Origin of the sequence: Marvinbryantia sp. (assembly GCF_047017445.1) — a bacterium.
GTDB lineage: Bacteria > Bacillota > Clostridia > Lachnospirales > Lachnospiraceae > Marvinbryantia.
In genome coordinates, this window is the sequence record NZ_JBKXTT010000015.1 from 77,008 (window position 1) to 94,453 (window position 17,446).

A 17,446-nucleotide genomic window follows, 5' to 3' on the forward strand; every position below is an offset into this window, starting at 1 on the left:
GCACTCCTGTATCCCTAATTTTTGAAGCTGTGGATCGGCGCCGGGATTCTGCCGCCGCGATTTACAAATTTTTCGCAGGAGAACTGATTTACCGGCATGATCGGCGCGTAGCCGAGAAGTCCGCCGAATTCTACCGTTTCGCCGACGCCCTTTCCGATTACCGGGATCACGCGGACTGCCGTGGTTTTCTGATTTACCATGCCGATCGCCATCTCATCCGCAATGATACCGGAGAGCGTCGTCGCCGGGGTATCGCCCGGAACCGCGATCATATCAAGACCTACCGAGCAGACGCAGGTCATCGCCTCAAGCTTCTCCAAAGAGAGCGCGCCTGCCGTCACCGCGTCGATCATTCCCTGGTCCTCACTCACCGGGATAAACGCGCCGCTTAAACCGCCCACGTAGGAGGACGCCATCACGCCTCCCTTTTTCACCTGGTCGTTCAAAAGAGCCAGCGCCGCCGTTGTTCCGGGAGCGCCCGCGTATTCCAGACCGATCTCGCAGAGAATATCCGCCACACTGTCTCCCACCGCCGGAGTCGGCGCAAGCGACAGGTCAATGATGCCAAACGGAATGTTCATTCTTCTGGAAGCCTCCTGCGCCACAAGCTGTCCCACACGCGTCACCTTAAACGCCGTCTTTTTGATCGTCTCGCACAGCTCCTCGAAATTCTTTCCGCGCACTTTTTCCAGCGCACGCTTTACCACGCCCGGTCCGCTGACGCCGACATTGATGACCGCGTCGCCCTCCGTCACGCCATGGAAAGCACCTGCCATGAACGGGTTATCATCCGGCGCATTGCAAAAAACAACAAGCTTTGCGCAGCCAAGAGAATCCTGTTCCTTTGTGCGCTCCGCCGTCTCCAGGATCACATCGCCAAGCAGACGCACCGCGTCCATGTCAATGCCGCATTTTGTGGAACCGACATTCACCGAGCTGCACACACGCTCCGTAGAAGCAAGCGCCTGCGGGATCGAACGGATCAGCAGTTCGTCACTTTTTGTCATGCCCTTGCTCACCAGCGCGGAGTAACCGCCGATAAAATTGACGCCAACCTCCTTCGCCGCTCTGTCCAGCGTTTCCGCCAGCGTCACATAATCCTCCGGCGTCCGGCACGCCCCGGCACCCACCAGTGCGATCGGCGTAACGGAAATACGCTTATTGACGATCGGGATCCCGTATTCCCGCTCGATCTCCTCACCGGTCGCCACCAGATTTCTGGCAAGTGTCGTGATCTTCTCGTATATTTTCCGATTCAGCTTCTCCAGATCGGAATCCACACAATCCAGAAGGCTGATACCAAGCGTGATCGTGCGGACGTCCAGGTTTTCCTGCTGGATCATCTTATTTGTCTCGTTAACCTCAAAAATATTGATCATACTGTTACTGTCCTTTCTCTGCGTTTTATTGCCATGCTCATCGAGATTCATATGCGATGCATCTTGTTGAAAATATCCTCATGCTGGCAGTTGATGACAACGCCGATGACCTCGCCGAGCACCTTCAGCTCCGTGGAAAGCTCGCCGAATTCCTTTGTGGAAGCGGAGGCATCCGTTACCATCATCATGTTGAAGAAGCCATCCACAATGGTCTGGGAGATGTCGAGAATATTTACGTTGTTTTCCGCGAGGAAGGTGCAGACCTTCGCAATGATTCCCACGGTATCCTTTCCTACTACAGTAATGATTGTCTTTTTCATGTTGCGTTCTCCTTTCGATTTAAAGGGATGTCCGGTGCCGCCTTTGGCACCGGATGAGTCCCCGGATTTTTAATCAGATATATACCGGCTCCGACGCTTCGCTGCGCCGCGCCACCTGTATCTTAAAATCGTTCGCGCGATACGGATTATCGCCAAGCGTTACCTCCGTGCATACCGTCTCGTAGGCAAGCGCCTCGTAATTATTTTCCTTGCTCAGATGTCCGAGAAACACGCTTTTCAGATTGTCGTGCAGGATCCGGCAGAGCAACCGTCCGGCGTTCTCATTCGAGAGATGTCCATGATTGCTCAGGATACGCTGCTTTAAATAGTATGGGTAAACGCCCGCCTGCAGCATACGCACGTCGTGATTCGCCTCCAGAAGCACCGCGTCCAGCCCCTGCAGATGATCGACAATGTAATCGTTGTACACCCCAAGGTCCGTGACAACTGCCGCCGATTTTTCCCCGGAATTTACCCGGTAAGCCACCGGATCCGCCGCGTCGTGCGAGATGCGAAACGGGACGATCTCCATGTCGCCGACCTGAAATATCTCATCCGGGCTGATCTCCCGGTAAAGCCCCTCGTCAATTTTCCCAAGCGAGGAACAGTTTTTTATTGCTTCCAGCGTGCCCTTCGTCCCGTAAATCGGGATGCCGGCCTTGCGCGCCGCCACACCTACGCCGCGGATATGATCGGAATGCTCGTGCGTAACCAGAATCCCGTCGATATCCTTCAGTGTCCGGTCTATGGTATGTAAGCCCGTCTCCGCCTGCTTTGCGCTGATACCGATATCCACAAGCAGACTTGTCTGCTCCGTCCCGATAAAAATGCAGTTTCCGCTGCTTCCGCTTGCAATGCTACACAAATTCATGTTCTTTCAATCCTTTATCTATCTGTTCATAAGTATTTTCCAGGAAATCGCTGCTGTTGTCAACGGTAAACTGACAGGCAGCGCGAAACTGCTCTTCGGATTTCTGATTTTTTAAAATCTGCGCGGTCTTTTCCGCCGTATAGCCGCGCGATGATGCCAGACGCTGCGCGCGCACCGCGTCATTCACAAAAATATACCAGATTTCATCGCAGATTGTCTCGTAATGATCGTCAAGGAGCAGCGCCGCCTCCAGCACCAGAAACGGCGCGCTGCCCTCCGCCTGCTTTTTTGCGATCCAGCCTTTTACATACTCCTTCACCTGCGGATGTACGATCCCATTGAGCCGCTTTACCTGCTCTTCGCTGACAAATGCTTTCTGATAAAGCTTTCTGCGGTCGATCGTTCCGTCCGGCGCCAGAATATTTCTGCCGAAAGCAGCGACGATCTTGTCATAGCACCGCTCCCCCGGCTCCATCAGTCTGTGCGCTGCCTCGTCGAGCTGCAGCACCTCTGCGTGATATTTTTCTTTTAAATAAGCGAGCACCGTGCTCTTCCCGGCGCCGACGCCGCCGGTGATGCCCAGAACTTTAATGCGCCTCATACCAATTATTCCCCGTATTCATATCTACCTCCATGGCGACGCTCAGATTCACCGCGTTTACCATTTCCTCCGCCAGAAGCTTTTTCACGTCCTCCACCTCGGACGGCTCCGCTTCGATCAGAAGCTCGTCGTGGATCTGCAGGATCAGCCGCGCTTTGCGTTTTTCCGCCCGCAGACGCTCGTTTACCCGGATCATGGCGATCTTGATAATATCCGCCGCCGTTCCCTGGATCGGCGAGTTCATCGCCACGCGCTCGCCAAATGAGCGCTGCATAAAGTTTCCGGAATTTAGTTCCGGCACCGGACGTCTGCGGTGAAACAGCGTCGTCACATAGCCCTTTTCCTTCGCGTCCTTCACTGATTTATCAAGAAATTCCTTCACCTTCGGATAGGTCTGGAAATATTTTTCAATATATTCGCCGGCTTCCTTCACGCTGATGTGCAGATCCTCGCTCAGTCCAAAGGCGCTGATCCCATAGACGATGCCAAAATTTACCGCCTTTGCGTTCCGGCGCTGCAGGGACGTCACCTCATCATACGGAATGTGAAATACCTGCGATGCCGTCAGCCGGTGGATATCCGCATGGTCGCGGAACGCGTTGATCAGCGTCTCGTCACCCGCCATCGCCGCAAGCACGCGCAGCTCGATCTGTGAATAATCGGCGTCGATCAAAACACCGCCCTCGCGCGCGATAAACACCTTGCGAAGGAGCCGCCCAAGCTCCGTGCGCACCGGAATATTCTGCAGATTAGGATCGGTGCTGCTGATGCGACCGGTCGCCGTGATCGTCTGGTTGAAGGTTCCATGGATCCTGCCATCCTCCGCTATAAAGTTTGCCAGTCCGTCCGCATAGGTCGATTTTAATTTCGCAAGCTGCCGGTATTCCAGAATCTTCGCTACGATCGGGTGATTGGGCGCCAGCTTCTCCAGCACGTCCGCCGCCGTGGAAAATCCGCTCTTGGTTTTCTTTCCTCCCGGGAGCTTTAATTTTTCAAACAAAATGACGCCGAGCTGCTTCGGGGAATTGATGTTAAATTCCTCCCCGGCGTCCGCATAGATCTCTTTTTCCAGCTCCACGATGCGCACATAAAGCTCCTCGCCGTATGCCTTTAACTCCTGTGCGTTTACGCGGATGCCCACCTCCTGCATATCATAGAGTGTGTAGACAAGCGGCATCTCCATATCCCAGAAAAGCCTTATCATATCAAATTCCTGCAGCTTTTCCAAAATGACCGGCGTCGCCGTCAGCGCCGTGTAAGCAAGATAGCAGGCGTACTCCGCCGCTTCCTTTGGCTGCTCCGCCACCGCCTTTGCAAGCGGCGCTTTGCCGAACAGCTCCGCCCTTCCCTTCATCATCAGCGAAGCGTAGTCCTTCGCAATGTCCTCACAGGGATACTGCCCCTTGAGAGGATTTAAAAGGTACGCCCCGATCGCAGCATCGGCAATCTGCGCGCGGCTTCCTATGCTGCTCCGCAAAAACGCAAGCTGCTCCTTCAGGTCGATCGTATATGCCGGGCGGTTATTTTGCAGAAGCCCTGCACATTTCTCCGTGAGATAGCCCTCTGTCAGAAAGCCCTCCTTCCGGATAAAATAAATATGCTCCGCATCAAGCGCCAGTGCCAGTCCGAACAGCTCTCTCCTCTCCGCCAGCAGCGAAAAACCGATACCGTCCGTCTCCTGCGCACGCGCAAAAACATCCTCCGCCTCAGAAAGCTCCGTCACCGTGAAAAAGAAATCGCTGACCGGATTTGCCGGAGCGTCGCAGGAAAAACGCGGCAGGATATTGCGGAATTCCAGCTTTTTGCAAAGCTCAAACGCCTCCTGCGTAAACAGATTTTCCAGCTTTGCCTGCTCCATATCGAGCGTAAAGGGGCTCTCCGTGTTGATTTTTGCCAGCTTTTTGCTGAGCTGCGCCAGATCGTAGTGATCGCGCAGGGATTCCCGCGCCTTGTTCGGCTTGATTTCCTCCACATGCTCGTAGGCGTTTTCAATGGAACCATACTCGGCAATGATCTTGCCGGCCGTTTTCTCGCCCACGCCCGGAATGCCCGGGATATTGTCGGAGGCATCGCCCATCAGCGCCTTCAGATCGACGATCTGCGGCGGCGTCACCATGTATTTTTCCACGACCTCCGCCGTGTTGTAATCCTCTATCTCCGTCTTGCCTTTCTTTGTCTTTGGAATGCGCACCTTAATGCGGTCGGTGGCGAGCTGCAGAAGATCGCGGTCGCCCGAGATGATCGAAACCGTCAGTCCGTCGCTCTCCGCTCTTTTCGCCGCCGTTCCTAAAAGGTCATCCGCCTCATAGCCCTCCAGCATCATCAGCGGCACGCCCATCGCCGTCAGCATCTCCTTCATCACCGGAACCTGCTGCCGCAGTTCTTCCTGCATCGGCTTGCGCGTTCCCTTGTACGCATCGTACATTTTATGCCGGAAGGTCGGCGCGTGAAGGTCAAAAGCGACCGCAAAATAATCCGGCTGCTCCTCGTCCAGGATCTTAAACATAATATTCAGAAAACCGTACACCGCGTTCGTGTGCAGTCCCTGCGAGTTTGTCAGATCCGGCACCCCGAAATACGCCCGGTTTAAAATACTGTGTCCATCTATCAAAACTAATTTTCCCTGCATAATACTCCTTTACTCTGTCAATATCTCTGACAGCGGAACCGCTGCCTCCGTCTCCGGCGTCGTCACGACCGGCTGCCGTTTGCGGTTCGTCTCACGCTCCGTCGTCTCTGTCGGCTGCGTCGAGCTCTCCTCCTCGGTCTCCGGTATCCAGGTGATCGGTTCCGTCTCCGCGCTGAACAGATTATAAAGCGTTGTGTATTCAAAGGAACCTGTGAGCAGCGTCTGCGCGCCCGTGAGCAGAAGGATACCCGCCACAATACCGATCAGCGTCATCAGCAGCCGCCGGTAAAACCGCATGATATTGTGCTTTTTTACGCGATCCTCCGCCTGCTTCAGATTCTTCTCCAGCAGCTCCTTGATATTGTAGGTATCGCTTTCCTCCTTATCGAGCTGCGTCAGCGCATAATAAATCGTGAAATAGACCTCCAGCTCCTCGCTGCAAGCCTTGCACCCGCGGACATGCTCAATAAATTCTTCCGTCTCGCGGTCATTTAACTGCCGCTCTATATAGGGCGTGATTTTCTGCTGCGCTGTTTTACAATCCATGTCGGCTCCTTTTCTTCGGTATTAGCATACCACAATCTTCCTTCAATGGAAAGGGTGACATTTTAAATCTTGTGCGTCTGCCACTTATTTCCGAGGAATCGCGTGACAAACATGATAACGCGGAACACCCAGTCAAGCACCATCGCGATCCACACGCCGATCGCGCCCATTCCCATCTGATAGCCGAGAATATAGCTGAACAGGATGCGGAACGCACACATGGAGAAAATAGAAACCACCATGGTATATTTCACGTCGTTCGCCGCACGCAGCGCATTTGGGAGCACAAACGAAAGCGGCCACAGAACGAGCGCACAAAGGTTATGGATATAGATCAGCGTTTTCGCAAGAGCGCGCGCCTCATCCGTCACCCTGTAAATACTGAGGATCCACGGCTGCAGGATCAGCAGGCAGATGATCAGCACCGCCATGATCGCATACGTGATTTTCAGCAGCTTGACCGTATATTTTTTTGCCTGCTCAAAATCCCCGGCTCCGACGCACTGCCCGACCACCGTGATCATCGCAAGGCTCACCGCCTGTCCCGGCAGGATGCCCATGGCATCCAGATTGTTTGCGATCGCGTTCGCCGTGATCTGCACGGTTCCAAAATAAGTAATGATACTGACCACAAGCACGCGCCCAAGCTGGAACAGACTGTTTTCCAGACTGCTCGGAATACCGATATAAAGAATCTTTTTGATAAGATTTCCCTGCGGCTTCCAGCCGTGCGGCAGAAGATGCAGCTCCTTTTGCTGATTCAGAAGCAGCGCCGTGATGATCACGCAGGCGAGCATACGGGAAATCAGCGACGCGATCGCCGCCCCGGCAGCGCCCATGCCGCAGCCAAAGATCAAAATGGCGTTTCCGACAATATTCACCGCGTTCATGAGCATGGAGATCAGCATGGTGATCTTCGAGTTGCCCATGGAACGGAAGATAGCCGCCCCGCTGTTGTAAATTGCCAGAAACGGATAGGAAAGCGCCGACAGGATCAGATAGATCAGCGCATTCTCCATAACGTCCGGCTCAATACTGCCAAATAAAATATGCAGAATACTGCTGCGGAAAAGTAAGGTCAGCGCCATGATCAAAAGCGACGCCGTACCGCTTACGATATAAAGCTGGTTTACCGACTGACAGGCAAGATCTTTTCGCTGCTTTCCGATATACTGCGATGTCACCACCGCCCCGCCGGTGGCAAGCGCCGCAAATATATTGATCAGAAGCACATTGATCATATCCACCAGGGATACCCCGGAAACGGCGGCGTCTCCCACCTGCGATACCATCATTGTGTCTGCCATGCCGACAGTGATCGCAAGAAGCTGCTCCATCACCAGCGGAAAAATCAGTTTTTTCAGTTGTGCATTTGTAAACATTTCTCTCTCCCCGAAGTACAAAAAGTAATCAACGAAACCGAACCTATCATACCATTCTCAATTGCATATTTCAATATTTCAGCCGGAAATTCTTATGAGGTGCCCGGATATCTTTTGCTGCTTATTTTTTAATAGACTTTTTTTCGTCCCGGTATTATCATAAAAGAAAAAAGGAGCTTCCACATGAATGCAGAGCTTTTAGCAAGCCTTCGGACCATCACAGACGAGGAAAAAGCCCTCCTGCAGGGAAATACCTCCATACAGAAGGGCATTTATACCTCAAAAAAAGATTTCGTGATAGACAATGAACGGCTTCTTGCCAAGGGACGTCTGATCGAGATCCGCCCGCACACGCGCTTCGCTCATTTTCCAAAACACCGCCATAACTACGTGGAGATGGTGTATATGTGCGCCGGTTCCACTACGCATATTATCAATGACACCGACCGTATCGTCCTTGAGGCCGGCGACCTGCTTTTTCTCAGTCAGTCTGCCACCCAGGAGATCCTGCCCGCAGGTGAGGACGATATTGCCGTGAATTTTATTATCCTGCCGGAATTTTTTGACCGCCCGCTCTCCATGATCGAGCGGGACAATGTGCTGCGCGATTTTCTGATCTCCACCCTTTCCGGCAGCGGATCCCGCATCACCTATCTGCAATTTCGTGCAAAAGACATCCTGCCCATCCAGAACCTCATTGAAAATATGCTCTGAACGCTGATCAACAAAAAATCCAACACCAACACGATCAATCAGGTGACCATGGGACTCATTTTCATGAACCTTTCCGTTTTTGCGGATTCCATACTGCAAAACAGCGCGGGAAATTATGAACAGGATATGATTTTCCGTATTCTCAAGTATATTGAAACGCATTATAAAAGCGGGACGCTCTCCGACATCTCCGCCGAATTGAAGCTTCCGCCCTATTATGTCAGCCGTCTGCTGAAAAAATATACCGGCCACACGTTCAAGGAGCTCCTGCAGCAGCAGAAGCTTCAGCAGGCATCCTATCTGCTCTCCCACACCACACTCTCCGCAAATGCCGTCATGGAAGCGATCGGCTACAGCAACAGCAGCTTTTTTTACCGCGCCTTCCGGGAACGATTCGGAGTATCGCCGAAAGAATATCGTTCTCTTGAACCCTTCGTTTAAGGAAGGACGCTGTCAGCATAAAATAAAGCCTTAAACCTCCTCGCTTTCCTGGAGTTTTAAGGCTTTGTTGTACTGCCGGCAATGGGACTTGAACCCATACGTGGTTGCCCACAACAGATTTTGAGTCTGCCTCGTCTGCCATTCCGACACGCCGGCAAATGCTTTCCGATCTTATCGACCGAAAAACATTCTATCATACCTGCCAGTGTTTTGCAAGCAAAATTTTACACTTACGCTTTTTCCAGCGCCTGCGCAAGGTCCGCCAGCAGATCGTCCACATTTTCAATGCCGACGGAGAGACGGATCATTCCCGGCGATACGCCGGCTTCTTTCAGCTGCTGATCGTTCATCTGACGGTGCGTGTGGCTTGCCGGATGGAGTACGCCGGTGCGCGCATCCGCCACGTGAGTGACGATCGCCGCCAGCTTCAGACTATCCATAAAACGCACTGCCGCTTCTCTTCCGCCCGTCAGCTCAAAGGAAATCACACCGCAGGTACCGTTCGGCATATATTTCTGCGCAAGCGCATAATACTTGTCGGTCGGCAGACCGGCGTAGTTGACGTGACTTACCTTCTCGTGATTATTCAGATATTCCGCGATCCTTCCCGCATTGTAGCAGTGACGCTCCACGCGCAGCGCCAGCGTCTCCAGACCAACGTTCAGAAGGAAGCAGTTCATCGGGGAAGGCACCGCTCCAAGATCGCGCATAAGCTGCACGGTCGCCTTTGTAATATACGCCGCCTTTCCAAATTTCTTTGTATATACAATGCCATGATAGGATTCATCCGGCTCAGTCAGACCATGAAATTTGCTGCCGTAAGCATCCCAGTCAAAATTGCCGCTGTCTACGATCGCACCGCCGATCTGCATCGCATGTCCGTCCATATATTTCGTGGTAGAGTGCACGACAATATCCGCGCCCCACTCAAACGGACGGCAATTGATCGGTGTGGCAAAAGTGTTGTCCACGATCAGCGGAACCTGGTGCGCATGTGCGATCCCCGCAAACTTTTCGATATCGAGCACGACCAGCGCCGGATTCGCGATCGTCTCCGCAAACATCACCTTGGTGTTTGGTCGGAACGCCGCCGCGATCGTCTCCTCATCTGCGTCCGCATCCACAAAGGTGCATTCAATCCCCAGCTTCTTTAAGGTGACATGAAACAGATTATAGGTGCCCCCGTAGATGGTTGCGGATGCCACGATATGATCTCCCGCCTCGCAGATATTCAGCACGGCGTAAAAATTCGCCGCCTGCCCGGAGCTGGTGAGCACCGCCGCAACGCCGCCCTCCAGATCGGCGATCTTTGCCGCCACCATATCGCTGGTCGGGTTCTGCACGCGCGAGTAGAAATAGCCGTCTTCCTCCAGATCGAACAGCCTTCCCATCTGCTCTGTCGATTCATATTTAAAGGTCGTGCTCTGGATGATCGGCATAATCCGCGGTTCCCCGTTCTTCGGCTTCCAGCCCGACTGAATGCATTTTGTTTCCTGTCTGTATTGATTTTCCATACCGTTCCTCTTTTCTTTTTTATTTCCGCGAGCAACAAGCCACGTGGACATGCTTGCATGTCCATTTGTCGGTGCTGTGTACCGGTGGCGCACGTTTAGCACCGACCGAAGTGAAGCGCAGACCTGTCGCGAAGCTTTAAGAAAACTATATCATATTTCCTGCAGAATTTGAAGAAAATGGATTGATTTTTTTCAAATTCCCGGATATACTCTAGTTGTTTTGGATATTGCACAAAAACATGCTTTTTACAAGCAGCCTGGAGGAAAATCGGATATGGATAAACGAATGAGAAAACGAATTTTAATGACCGTTCTCGGCATCTTTGCGGGCGGTGTCAGCGTCGGCTTTTTTAAGACGGCGGCATTTGGCGTCGATCCCTTTCAGACGCTGATGAGCGGCCTGGATAAGCTGATCCCGATTCATTTCGGAACGCTCTATGTACTGACAAACGCAGTTCTGCTGCTGTTTGCTTTCTTTACAGACCGTCACTACATCAATCTTGGCACCTTTATCAATCTGTTTCTGCTTGGGTATGTGGTGGAATTTTCGCATAATCTGCTGCTTAGATTCTTTCCGGAACCGGCGCTGCCGCTGCGCCTGCTGTTTATGCTGATCGCGATCTTCATGCTCTGCATCAGCTCATCCTTTTATTTCACAGCAGACCTCGGCGTCTCCACCTACGATGCGATCGCGCTGGTGCTGGCAAACAAATGGCATGTTGCTCCGTTTAAATACTGCCGGATCGCCACCGACCTTGCCTGTGTCCTTCTCGGCTGCACGCTTTACCTGCTTGCGGGCGGAAAGTTCTCCATGCTTCCCACGATTGCCGGATTCGGCACCATTATCACCGCATTTTTTATGGGACCGCTCATTGATTACTTCAATATCCATCTTGCAAAACCGTTTCTCGAAAAAGAATAGTTTTAAAAAACGCATCCGGAGCTGTTGTTCCAGATGCGTTTTTATCATAAATTAAATTTTAGCTGATAAAAAGTTTTTTCCGGCAAATACGCTTTAATTCACCGCTTTGCCTCTGCAGATCACCTTCACAAGATTCATCTCTTTATCAAGCAATACAGCATCCGCCGATTTGCCCGCGGTGATGCTTCCGCATTCCCCGTAAAATCCCAGCGCCTTCGCCGGTGTAGCCGTACATGCCCTTACCGCGTCTGCAAGCGGAATATTCATCTCTTTTACAGCAACGCGCAGGCAGTCCAGCAGATTCGACGCGGATCCGGCGATCGTGCCGTCCTTTAAGGTCGCAAGTCTTCCGACTACCTTTACCGGCTGTCCGCCGAGCGCATAGTCTCCGTTTTCCATGCCGGTCGCCATCATACTGTCGCTGATCATGCAGATGCGGTCCGCGCCGAACATTGCAAACGCCGCGCGCACCACGGACGGATGCACATGGATGCCGTCGCAGATCAGCTCCACAGAAACCTCCTTCGCATCGAAGGCTGCGCCGATCACGCCGGGAGCGCGGTGTGTAAACGGCGGCATCGCGTTAAACAGATGCGTCACATGGTCTGCACCGGCCGCAAACGCTGCCGCTGCCGTGTCGTAATCCGCCGTGGTATGCGCAACCGAAGCGTGCGTCTGCTTTGTCACTTCTTTAATAAAAGCGAAATCGGTATCCTCCTCCGGAGCAACCGCCACCTGCCGGATCAGCCCGCCGGAGAGCTTCTGCATCTTCTCAAAGAAACGCATATCCGGGCGATGGATATAGCTTCCGTTCTGCGCACCCTTCTTTGCAGAGGAAACAAACGGTCCCTCCATTGTAATGCCGCGGATCTTGCTTCCGCGATTGTTCTCATATTTTCCTGCGTTTTCAAAAATCTTGGCGAGCTGTCCCTCCGAGAGCGTCATCGTCGCCGGGGAAACCGAGGTGACGCCATGCTCCATCTCATACTGCATGATGGCGTCGAACGCCTCTATCGTCCCGTCGCAGAAATCATAACCCGCACATCCGTGAAAATGGATATCCACCAGCCCCGGGATGACATACATCCCTTCCGCGTCGATCACCTGCTCCGCACCGTTTTCCGGAAGCTCCGGCGCAATCTGACAGAAGCTTTCCGCATTGATTTCTATATCCGCTTTCGAAAAGGAGCCGTCCTCCCCATACACCAAACCATTTTTAATGATCATCGTCGTTCATCCTCCCATCCGGCTGCTGCCTGTCCTTCAGATACGGTCTGCAATTTTTGCAAATGCCGCCTCATCTCCCACAACCGTCACCTCCGGGTGAAGCTGGAGAATAGAAGCCGGAACCTGCGACGTGATCGGTCCGAAAAACGCTTTTTCCACAATGTCCGCCTTGTCCGTACCGCTCACAACCACCAGGATCTTTTTCGCAGACATAATCGTCTGGATTCCCATGGTGTACGCCTGCGTCGGCACCTCATCGCGGGAAGCGAAAAATCTGGAATTTGCGTCGATCGTGGACTGTGCAAGATTTACGCAGTGCGTACCCTTTGCAAAAACATCGTCCGGCTCGTTAAAACCAATGTGTCCGTTATGTCCCATGCCGAGAAGCTGCAGATCCACGCCGCCGGTGCTTTTCACCGTCTCATCGTACTGACGGCACGCCTCGTCCGCATCAGCGATCGTTCCGTCCGGCACATGGGTATTTGCCGGGTCTATGTTTACATGTGAAAAAAGATGGTCGTTCATGAAATAATAGTAGCTCTGGGGGTTATCGTGCTGCAGTCCTCTGTATTCATCAAGATTCACGCTGGTAACGCCGGAGAAATCCAGATCTCCCTTTCTGTACCACTCCACCAGGCACTTATATGCCCCAACCGGCGTGGAACCGGTGGCAAGTCCAAGCACGCACTCCGGTTTGTAAATCACCTGCGCACTGATAACATTTGCCGCTTTCCGGCTCATGTCGTCGTAGTCTCTCGCTTTCACAAATCTCATAATCCTTATCCTCCTTAAAATATTTATAATTTCTGAGGCAAAAAGCACCTCATAAAGCCCACATTTTCCGCATTCCTTTATTCAAAAAATCCCGTAAGACGGTTTTTGCTGTCCGCAAGATGGTTGTACATCAGCATACGATATCCATCAAGCAGCGAAGAAACAAGCGCTTCGCCGTCATCATAGCGATGCCGCACGCCGTCCTCCGTCATGATCATATTCGCTGTGATGACCGGTATCTCCGTCTGCAGCTCTTTTAAATACTCCTGATAGCCAGTCAGCGGAACGCCCGCCTTCTCAAGCAGCTCTCCGCCCAGATAGTTGAGGCTTACATCTCCACCTGCCGTATTTTCACCGAGGTCGAAATTTGCCCACATAATATAGGGGACAATATAATTGTCAAAATACACCTCATCCGAACCTTCGCGCTCCAGCCCGAGCAGACGCAGGATCGTATTCGTTATATAGTCGGACGGCTGATGGTCCCCAAACATGAGAATGATCGTGTCCTCCTCCTGCTCCGCAAAATAATTTACCAGCATCTCAAACGCGCGGTCGCTCTCCAGCATCAGCGTGAGATATTTCTCCGCCGCGCGCACACTGGTCGTCTTATTTTCCAGGTCGGTCAGATGAACAGATTCCTCAAAGCCCTCCACGTCCCTGCTGTAGCCGCCGTGATTCTGCATGGTGACTTCAAAGACAAACATCCGATCCGTATCCTGCTTTTCCTCATACAGCTCAATAATTTTCGTAAACGCCGAGCTGTCGCTCACATAATTGCGGATCAGCAGCGGATTAGAAAAATCATCCTTAAACAGCATATTATCAAAGCCAAGCCGCGGATAGACATCGTCCCTGTCCCAGCCGGAGGCGTAATAGGGATGGATCGCCGTTGTCTGATAGCCGAGTCCGCCGAGGTAGCTTGCCAGCGACGGCATAGTACTCTTTAAATACTGCTGATACGGCACGCTGCCCGCCGGAAGAAATGCCATCGAGTCCCCGGTAAGAAATTCATATTCTGAATTTGCCGTATTGCCGCCCTTCACAGAAACATAGCAGTTTCCCTTAATTACATTGTCCTTCAGCGAGTGAATAAAGGGCATATAATCATAATCGGTGTCAAAATCGCCGAATACGGACAGGTCGGAAAACGCCTCGTTCATAATGACGATCACATTCGGGAGTGTATCCAGATCCTTCTCCACCGCTTCCTCTTCGCTTTTCTCACTATCGGACGCCGCCGCAGCCCCGCCGTAAGGCTCTGCGATCTCTTCCGCTATCTGCGGCGTGTAGCCCTCGGGCTTTTGCACCTTCATATATTTCAGATTTCCAAGGAAGCCTACCGTCAGCCCGTTGTTCCGGTAAAGCACATTCGGCGTAAACAGCGTGGTGTCAAGCTCAAACAGAGAAACGGCTGTATCTGTCCCAATCCCCTGCACCCATACAACCAGCGCAACGATAAGCGCCGCAGCCCCTGTCAGACGCACAGCAGGCTTTTTTACTGAAACTGACGTCCGGCTTCCAAGAAAAGATATCAGCAGAAAACCGAGCACCACCAGCACCAGCCTGCCAGTAATAGTATATTCGTAATTTCCCGCCACAGACGCCGCCGTAGAAAGCGAGTAAAGATCCCACGGGACGATCGGTGACGACCGGAAATCCACTACAAAGTAGTTGATAAGTCCAAACAGCATCGGAATCAGGGGAGCCACCGCATAGCCGATCGCCGTGCTGCCAAAGACAAAGCTGCAGATGCCGAACAACAGATAATAAAACAACAAATTTAACAAAAAGATGGGCACTGTCAGATCCCACGGCACATGCGTGTAGAATTCCAGACAGCACAGCGTCAGAGCGGGCAGCAGCACCAGAAGCAGCGCATTTGCCCACCCCACTTTTATTTTAAATCCAAGTATCTTCTTCATCTCATGCCTCACACAAAACTTTTCTCGCTCTATGAATGATGGACATGCTCATGCGAAAACAGATGATCCTGGCAATATTCATAGTTTCCGTCGCACTTCGAACAGAAACGGAATTCCAGATCGTCGCCGTCAAGCTCCGTCCTTCCGCACACCGCACATTTGTGGCGTGTGACCTGTCCGTTTTTCACTCTTGTAGGAGCCGTCGCCTTCTTAAAGTCATAGCGGCGCTTCTGCTCCTTCGGCGAGTAGCGCTTCAGATTGCGCGTGCCAAGGAAAAACAGGATAAAGTTCAGCAGCGACGCGATAATCACTACTCTGCCGGCCCAGCCGCTCTGGATAAAGTTGATCACGATAAAGAACCCGTAGATCAGCCCCAGCCACTTCATCTTGATAGGAATAAAGAAATACAGCAGCACCTGGGCGTCCGGGTAGGTGGCGGTAAACGCAAGCAAAATAGACATACTGATATAGTATGTGCTGAACGTGCCTCCGAAAACCGGAATGATCGAGGACGGATAGCTCACGCGCAGGATACCGTAAAGGATAAATGCGCCGATCACTGTAAAGATAATCCCGGAGAAAATGTAAAGGTTATAGCGAAAAGCTCCCCAGGTCTTCTCCAGCGTATTTCCTACCGAGTAGTAGAAATACAGCATGATGATCGTGAAAATATCAAGGCTTCCGGGCGGAACCAGAATCCATGATACCAGTCTCCAGATCTGCCCGCGCAGGATATAGGCAGGCTCAAGCGTCAGCCAGTTAAAAATACTCGGACTGAGCAATTCCATCAGATACCCCGCCGCATAGAGGGCAATGATGTAAGCTGACAGATTGTGAACAGCATATCTGCCAAATTTTCGTTCCATTTTTGTAATCCACTTCATATTTTCACACCTTTTCCATGTTGTCATCTATCTCATTTAGTATAGGATTATCCGCAAAATTTGTCAATCTAACCAAACGACTTTACAATCTTTTCATAATTGGATATACTGTTACTAATCTTTTTTTCAGGAGGCATAACCAATGGCAGGTTCTACATACGGCAAATTATTTCAGATCAGCACCTGGGGCGAATCACATGGCAAAGCGCTCGGCGTCGTCGTGGACGGCTGCCCGGCAGGTCTTGCACTTGAGGAGAGCGATATTCAGCGCTTTTTAGACCGCAGAAAGCCGGGACAGAATGCGTTTACCACTCCGCGCAAAGAGGATGATGCAGTTGAGATCCTCTCCGGCGTCTTTGAGGGCAGAACGACCGGATGCCCGATCTCCATGCTTGTCTATAACAAAACGCAGCGCTCCGCGGACTACAGCGAAATTGCAAACTACTACCGTCCCGGACACGCAGACTACACCTTCGACGCAAAATATGGCTTCCGCGATTACCGCGGCGGCGGACGCTCCTCCGGGCGTGAGACGATCGGCAGAGTGGCGGCAGGCGCCGTCGCCTGCAAAATCCTTGCGTCCCTCGGCATTTCCTTTACATCCTACGTGCGCTCGATCGGTCCCGTCGAGATTGATCCGCAGCGCTTCGATGAGACGGAGATCGCCAGAAATCCCTTCAATATGCCGGACGCAGAAGCCGCAGAGCGCGCGGCTGCGTATCTTTCCGGCTGCAAAGCAGAGGGAGATTCCTCCGGCGGCGTTGTCGAGTGCATCATCCATCAGCTTCCGGTCGGACTTGGCGATCCGGTATTTGAAAAGCTGAGTGCCAACCTTGCAAAAGCGATGTGCTCCATGGGCGCCGTCAAATTCTTTGAGATCGGCGACGGGATCGCTGCTTCCAGGGCGCGCGGCAGCGAAAATAACGACAGCTTCACCGCAGCGGAAAACGGCGTGATCCGCAAGTGCACCAACCACAGCGGCGGAACGCTCGGCGGCATCAGCGACGGCAGCGACCTGCTGCTGCGCATTGGCTTTAAGCCCACCCCGTCCATCTCCGTCCCGCAGCAGACCGTATCACGAAACGGCGAACCGCTTACCGTCCGCGTAAAGGGACGTCACGACCCGCTGATCGCAGCCCGCGCCGTCGTCGTCGCGGAATCCATGGCGGCGATCACGATCGTGGACGCGCTCTTCGCAAATATGTATGCAAGAATGGACGGCATCCTGGATTTTTACCGGAAGTAACCGCTTTCAGAGAGAATCCTGTTCAGAAATAACATCCCCGGGTGCAAATTACCGCCGGCATGGTACCGGCG

16 protein-coding genes and 1 tRNA gene are annotated in these 17,446 nt (G+C 52.5%); 4 read left to right on the forward strand and 13 right to left on the reverse strand.

Annotated elements, in window-relative coordinates; all coding sequences use genetic code 11:
* Positions 1-14: 14 nt before the first annotated feature.
* The 7 genes from ACLU9Q_RS15730 to ACLU9Q_RS15760 all read right to left on the reverse strand — a co-directional run bounded on the left by ACLU9Q_RS15730 (position 15) and on the right by ACLU9Q_RS15760 (position 7,728).
* Entirely contained in the window at positions 15-1,379 is a 1,365-nt protein-coding gene (locus tag ACLU9Q_RS15730) for a PFL family protein (RefSeq protein ID WP_296907111.1), read from the reverse strand.
* A gap of 47 nt (positions 1,380-1,426) precedes the next feature.
* Positions 1,427-1,699 (reverse strand): ACT domain-containing protein, encoded by a 273-nt coding sequence (locus ACLU9Q_RS15735; RefSeq protein ID WP_296906995.1) that lies wholly within the window; start codon positions 1,697-1,699, stop codon positions 1,427-1,429.
* Between the two features lie 73 nt (positions 1,700-1,772).
* Complete coding sequence (locus ACLU9Q_RS15740; RefSeq protein WP_296840386.1) at positions 1,773-2,570, reverse strand: MBL fold metallo-hydrolase; 798 nt, start codon at positions 2,568-2,570, stop codon at positions 1,773-1,775.
* Positions 2,557-3,171 carry a dephospho-CoA kinase gene (gene coaE, locus ACLU9Q_RS15745; RefSeq protein ID WP_296840400.1) on the reverse strand — a complete coding sequence of 205 codons (615 nt, stop codon included), beginning with the start codon at positions 3,169-3,171 and terminating at the stop codon, positions 2,557-2,559. The genes ACLU9Q_RS15740 and coaE overlap by 14 nt, the downstream gene beginning before the upstream one ends.
* Positions 3,158-5,800 (reverse strand): DNA polymerase I, encoded by a 2,643-nt coding sequence (polA, locus tag ACLU9Q_RS15750; RefSeq protein ID WP_296840411.1) that lies wholly within the window; start codon positions 5,798-5,800, stop codon positions 3,158-3,160. Before polA ends, coaE begins: the two co-directional genes overlap by 14 nt.
* Before the next feature lie 9 nt (positions 5,801-5,809).
* Complete coding sequence (locus ACLU9Q_RS15755) at positions 5,810-6,346, reverse strand: zf-HC2 domain-containing protein (protein WP_296840413.1); 537 nt, start codon at positions 6,344-6,346, stop codon at positions 5,810-5,812.
* 62 nt (positions 6,347-6,408) lie between these two features.
* Complete coding sequence (locus ACLU9Q_RS15760) at positions 6,409-7,728, reverse strand: MATE family efflux transporter (protein ID WP_296906998.1); 1,320 nt, start codon at positions 7,726-7,728, stop codon at positions 6,409-6,411.
* 183 nt (positions 7,729-7,911) lie between these two features.
* Here ACLU9Q_RS15760 and ACLU9Q_RS15765 point away from each other — a divergent pair, with 183 nt between their 5' ends.
* Both ACLU9Q_RS15765 and ACLU9Q_RS15770 read left to right on the forward strand, forming a co-directional pair.
* Positions 7,912-8,442, forward strand: a complete 531-nt coding sequence (locus tag ACLU9Q_RS15765; RefSeq protein ID WP_412625609.1) for a hypothetical protein — start codon at positions 7,912-7,914, stop codon at positions 8,440-8,442.
* Positions 8,443-8,490: 48 nt separating this feature from the next.
* Positions 8,491-8,883, forward strand: coding sequence for a helix-turn-helix transcriptional regulator (locus tag ACLU9Q_RS15770; protein WP_412625610.1), 393 nt, complete (start codon positions 8,491-8,493; stop codon positions 8,881-8,883).
* Between the two features lie 73 nt (positions 8,884-8,956).
* Here ACLU9Q_RS15770 and ACLU9Q_RS15775 read toward each other — a convergent pair.
* Together ACLU9Q_RS15775 and ACLU9Q_RS15780 are read right to left on the reverse strand one after the other, a co-directional pair.
* Positions 8,957-9,039, reverse strand: a tRNA-Leu gene (locus ACLU9Q_RS15775).
* A 74-nt stretch (positions 9,040-9,113) separates the two neighbouring features.
* Complete coding sequence (locus tag ACLU9Q_RS15780; RefSeq protein ID WP_302225806.1) at positions 9,114-10,397, reverse strand: O-acetylhomoserine aminocarboxypropyltransferase/cysteine synthase family protein; 1,284 nt, start codon at positions 10,395-10,397, stop codon at positions 9,114-9,116.
* 274 nt (positions 10,398-10,671) lie between these two features.
* On the opposite strand from ACLU9Q_RS15780, the gene ACLU9Q_RS15785 reads away from it, so the two are divergent.
* Positions 10,672-11,319: a YczE/YyaS/YitT family protein gene (locus ACLU9Q_RS15785; RefSeq protein ID WP_302225805.1), complete on the forward strand. Its 648-nt coding sequence runs from the start codon at positions 10,672-10,674 to the stop codon at positions 11,317-11,319.
* A gap of 93 nt (positions 11,320-11,412) precedes the next feature.
* Here the strand turns inward: ACLU9Q_RS15785 and nagA are convergent, their stop codons facing one another.
* The 4 genes from nagA to ACLU9Q_RS15805 all read right to left on the reverse strand — a co-directional run bounded on the left by nagA (position 11,413) and on the right by ACLU9Q_RS15805 (position 16,129).
* Positions 11,413-12,546 (reverse strand): N-acetylglucosamine-6-phosphate deacetylase, encoded by a 1,134-nt coding sequence (gene nagA / locus ACLU9Q_RS15790; protein ID WP_302225803.1) that lies wholly within the window; start codon positions 12,544-12,546, stop codon positions 11,413-11,415.
* A 36-nt stretch (positions 12,547-12,582) separates the two neighbouring features.
* Positions 12,583-13,320 (reverse strand): glucosamine-6-phosphate deaminase, encoded by a 738-nt coding sequence (gene nagB, locus ACLU9Q_RS15795; protein WP_302225800.1) that lies wholly within the window; start codon positions 13,318-13,320, stop codon positions 12,583-12,585.
* A 77-nt stretch (positions 13,321-13,397) separates the two neighbouring features.
* Positions 13,398-15,245 (reverse strand): LTA synthase family protein, encoded by a 1,848-nt coding sequence (locus ACLU9Q_RS15800; RefSeq protein ID WP_298514780.1) that lies wholly within the window; start codon positions 15,243-15,245, stop codon positions 13,398-13,400.
* 29 nt (positions 15,246-15,274) lie between these two features.
* A complete protein-coding gene (locus ACLU9Q_RS15805; RefSeq protein WP_296841252.1) occupies positions 15,275-16,129 on the reverse strand; it encodes a hypothetical protein in 855 nt (284 codons plus the stop codon).
* 142 nt (positions 16,130-16,271) lie between these two features.
* On the opposite strand from ACLU9Q_RS15805, the gene aroC reads away from it, so the two are divergent.
* Positions 16,272-17,375 carry a chorismate synthase gene (gene aroC / locus ACLU9Q_RS15810; RefSeq protein WP_296907004.1) on the forward strand — a complete coding sequence of 368 codons (1,104 nt, stop codon included), beginning with the start codon at positions 16,272-16,274 and terminating at the stop codon, positions 17,373-17,375.
* Positions 17,376-17,446 lie beyond the last annotated feature (71 nt).

What these genes read in the sequence shown, in the direction of transcription:
- ACLU9Q_RS15730 (WP_296907111.1), bottom strand. Translation starts at nt 1,379, where the DNA reads ATGATCAATATTTTTGAGGTTAACGAGACAAATAAGATGATCCAGCAG.
- ACLU9Q_RS15735 (WP_296906995.1), bottom strand. Translation starts at nt 1,699, where the DNA reads ATGAAAAAGACAATCATTACTGTAGTAGGAAAGGATACCGTGGGAATC.
- ACLU9Q_RS15740 (WP_296840386.1), bottom strand. Translation starts at nt 2,570, where the DNA reads ATGAATTTGTGTAGCATTGCAAGCGGAAGCAGCGGAAACTGCATTTTT.
- coaE (WP_296840400.1), bottom strand. Translation starts at nt 3,171, where the DNA reads ATGAGGCGCATTAAAGTTCTGGGCATCACCGGCGGCGTCGGCGCCGGG.
- polA (WP_296840411.1), bottom strand. Translation starts at nt 5,800, where the DNA reads ATGCAGGGAAAATTAGTTTTGATAGATGGACACAGTATTTTAAACCGG.
- ACLU9Q_RS15755 (WP_296840413.1), bottom strand. Translation starts at nt 6,346, where the DNA reads ATGGATTGTAAAACAGCGCAGCAGAAAATCACGCCCTATATAGAGCGG.
- ACLU9Q_RS15760 (WP_296906998.1), bottom strand. Translation starts at nt 7,728, where the DNA reads ATGTTTACAAATGCACAACTGAAAAAACTGATTTTTCCGCTGGTGATG.
- ACLU9Q_RS15765 (WP_412625609.1), top strand. Translation starts at nt 7,912, where the DNA reads ATGAATGCAGAGCTTTTAGCAAGCCTTCGGACCATCACAGACGAGGAA.
- ACLU9Q_RS15770 (WP_412625610.1), top strand. Translation starts at nt 8,491, where the DNA reads ATGGGACTCATTTTCATGAACCTTTCCGTTTTTGCGGATTCCATACTG.
- ACLU9Q_RS15780 (WP_302225806.1), bottom strand. Translation starts at nt 10,397, where the DNA reads ATGGAAAATCAATACAGACAGGAAACAAAATGCATTCAGTCGGGCTGG.
- ACLU9Q_RS15785 (WP_302225805.1), top strand. Translation starts at nt 10,672, where the DNA reads ATGGATAAACGAATGAGAAAACGAATTTTAATGACCGTTCTCGGCATC.
- nagA (WP_302225803.1), bottom strand. Translation starts at nt 12,546, where the DNA reads ATGATCATTAAAAATGGTTTGGTGTATGGGGAGGACGGCTCCTTTTCG.
- nagB (WP_302225800.1), bottom strand. Translation starts at nt 13,320, where the DNA reads ATGAGATTTGTGAAAGCGAGAGACTACGACGACATGAGCCGGAAAGCG.
- ACLU9Q_RS15800 (WP_298514780.1), bottom strand. Translation starts at nt 15,245, where the DNA reads ATGAAGAAGATACTTGGATTTAAAATAAAAGTGGGGTGGGCAAATGCG.
- ACLU9Q_RS15805 (WP_296841252.1), bottom strand. Translation starts at nt 16,129, where the DNA reads ATGAAGTGGATTACAAAAATGGAACGAAAATTTGGCAGATATGCTGTT.
- aroC (WP_296907004.1), top strand. Translation starts at nt 16,272, where the DNA reads ATGGCAGGTTCTACATACGGCAAATTATTTCAGATCAGCACCTGGGGC.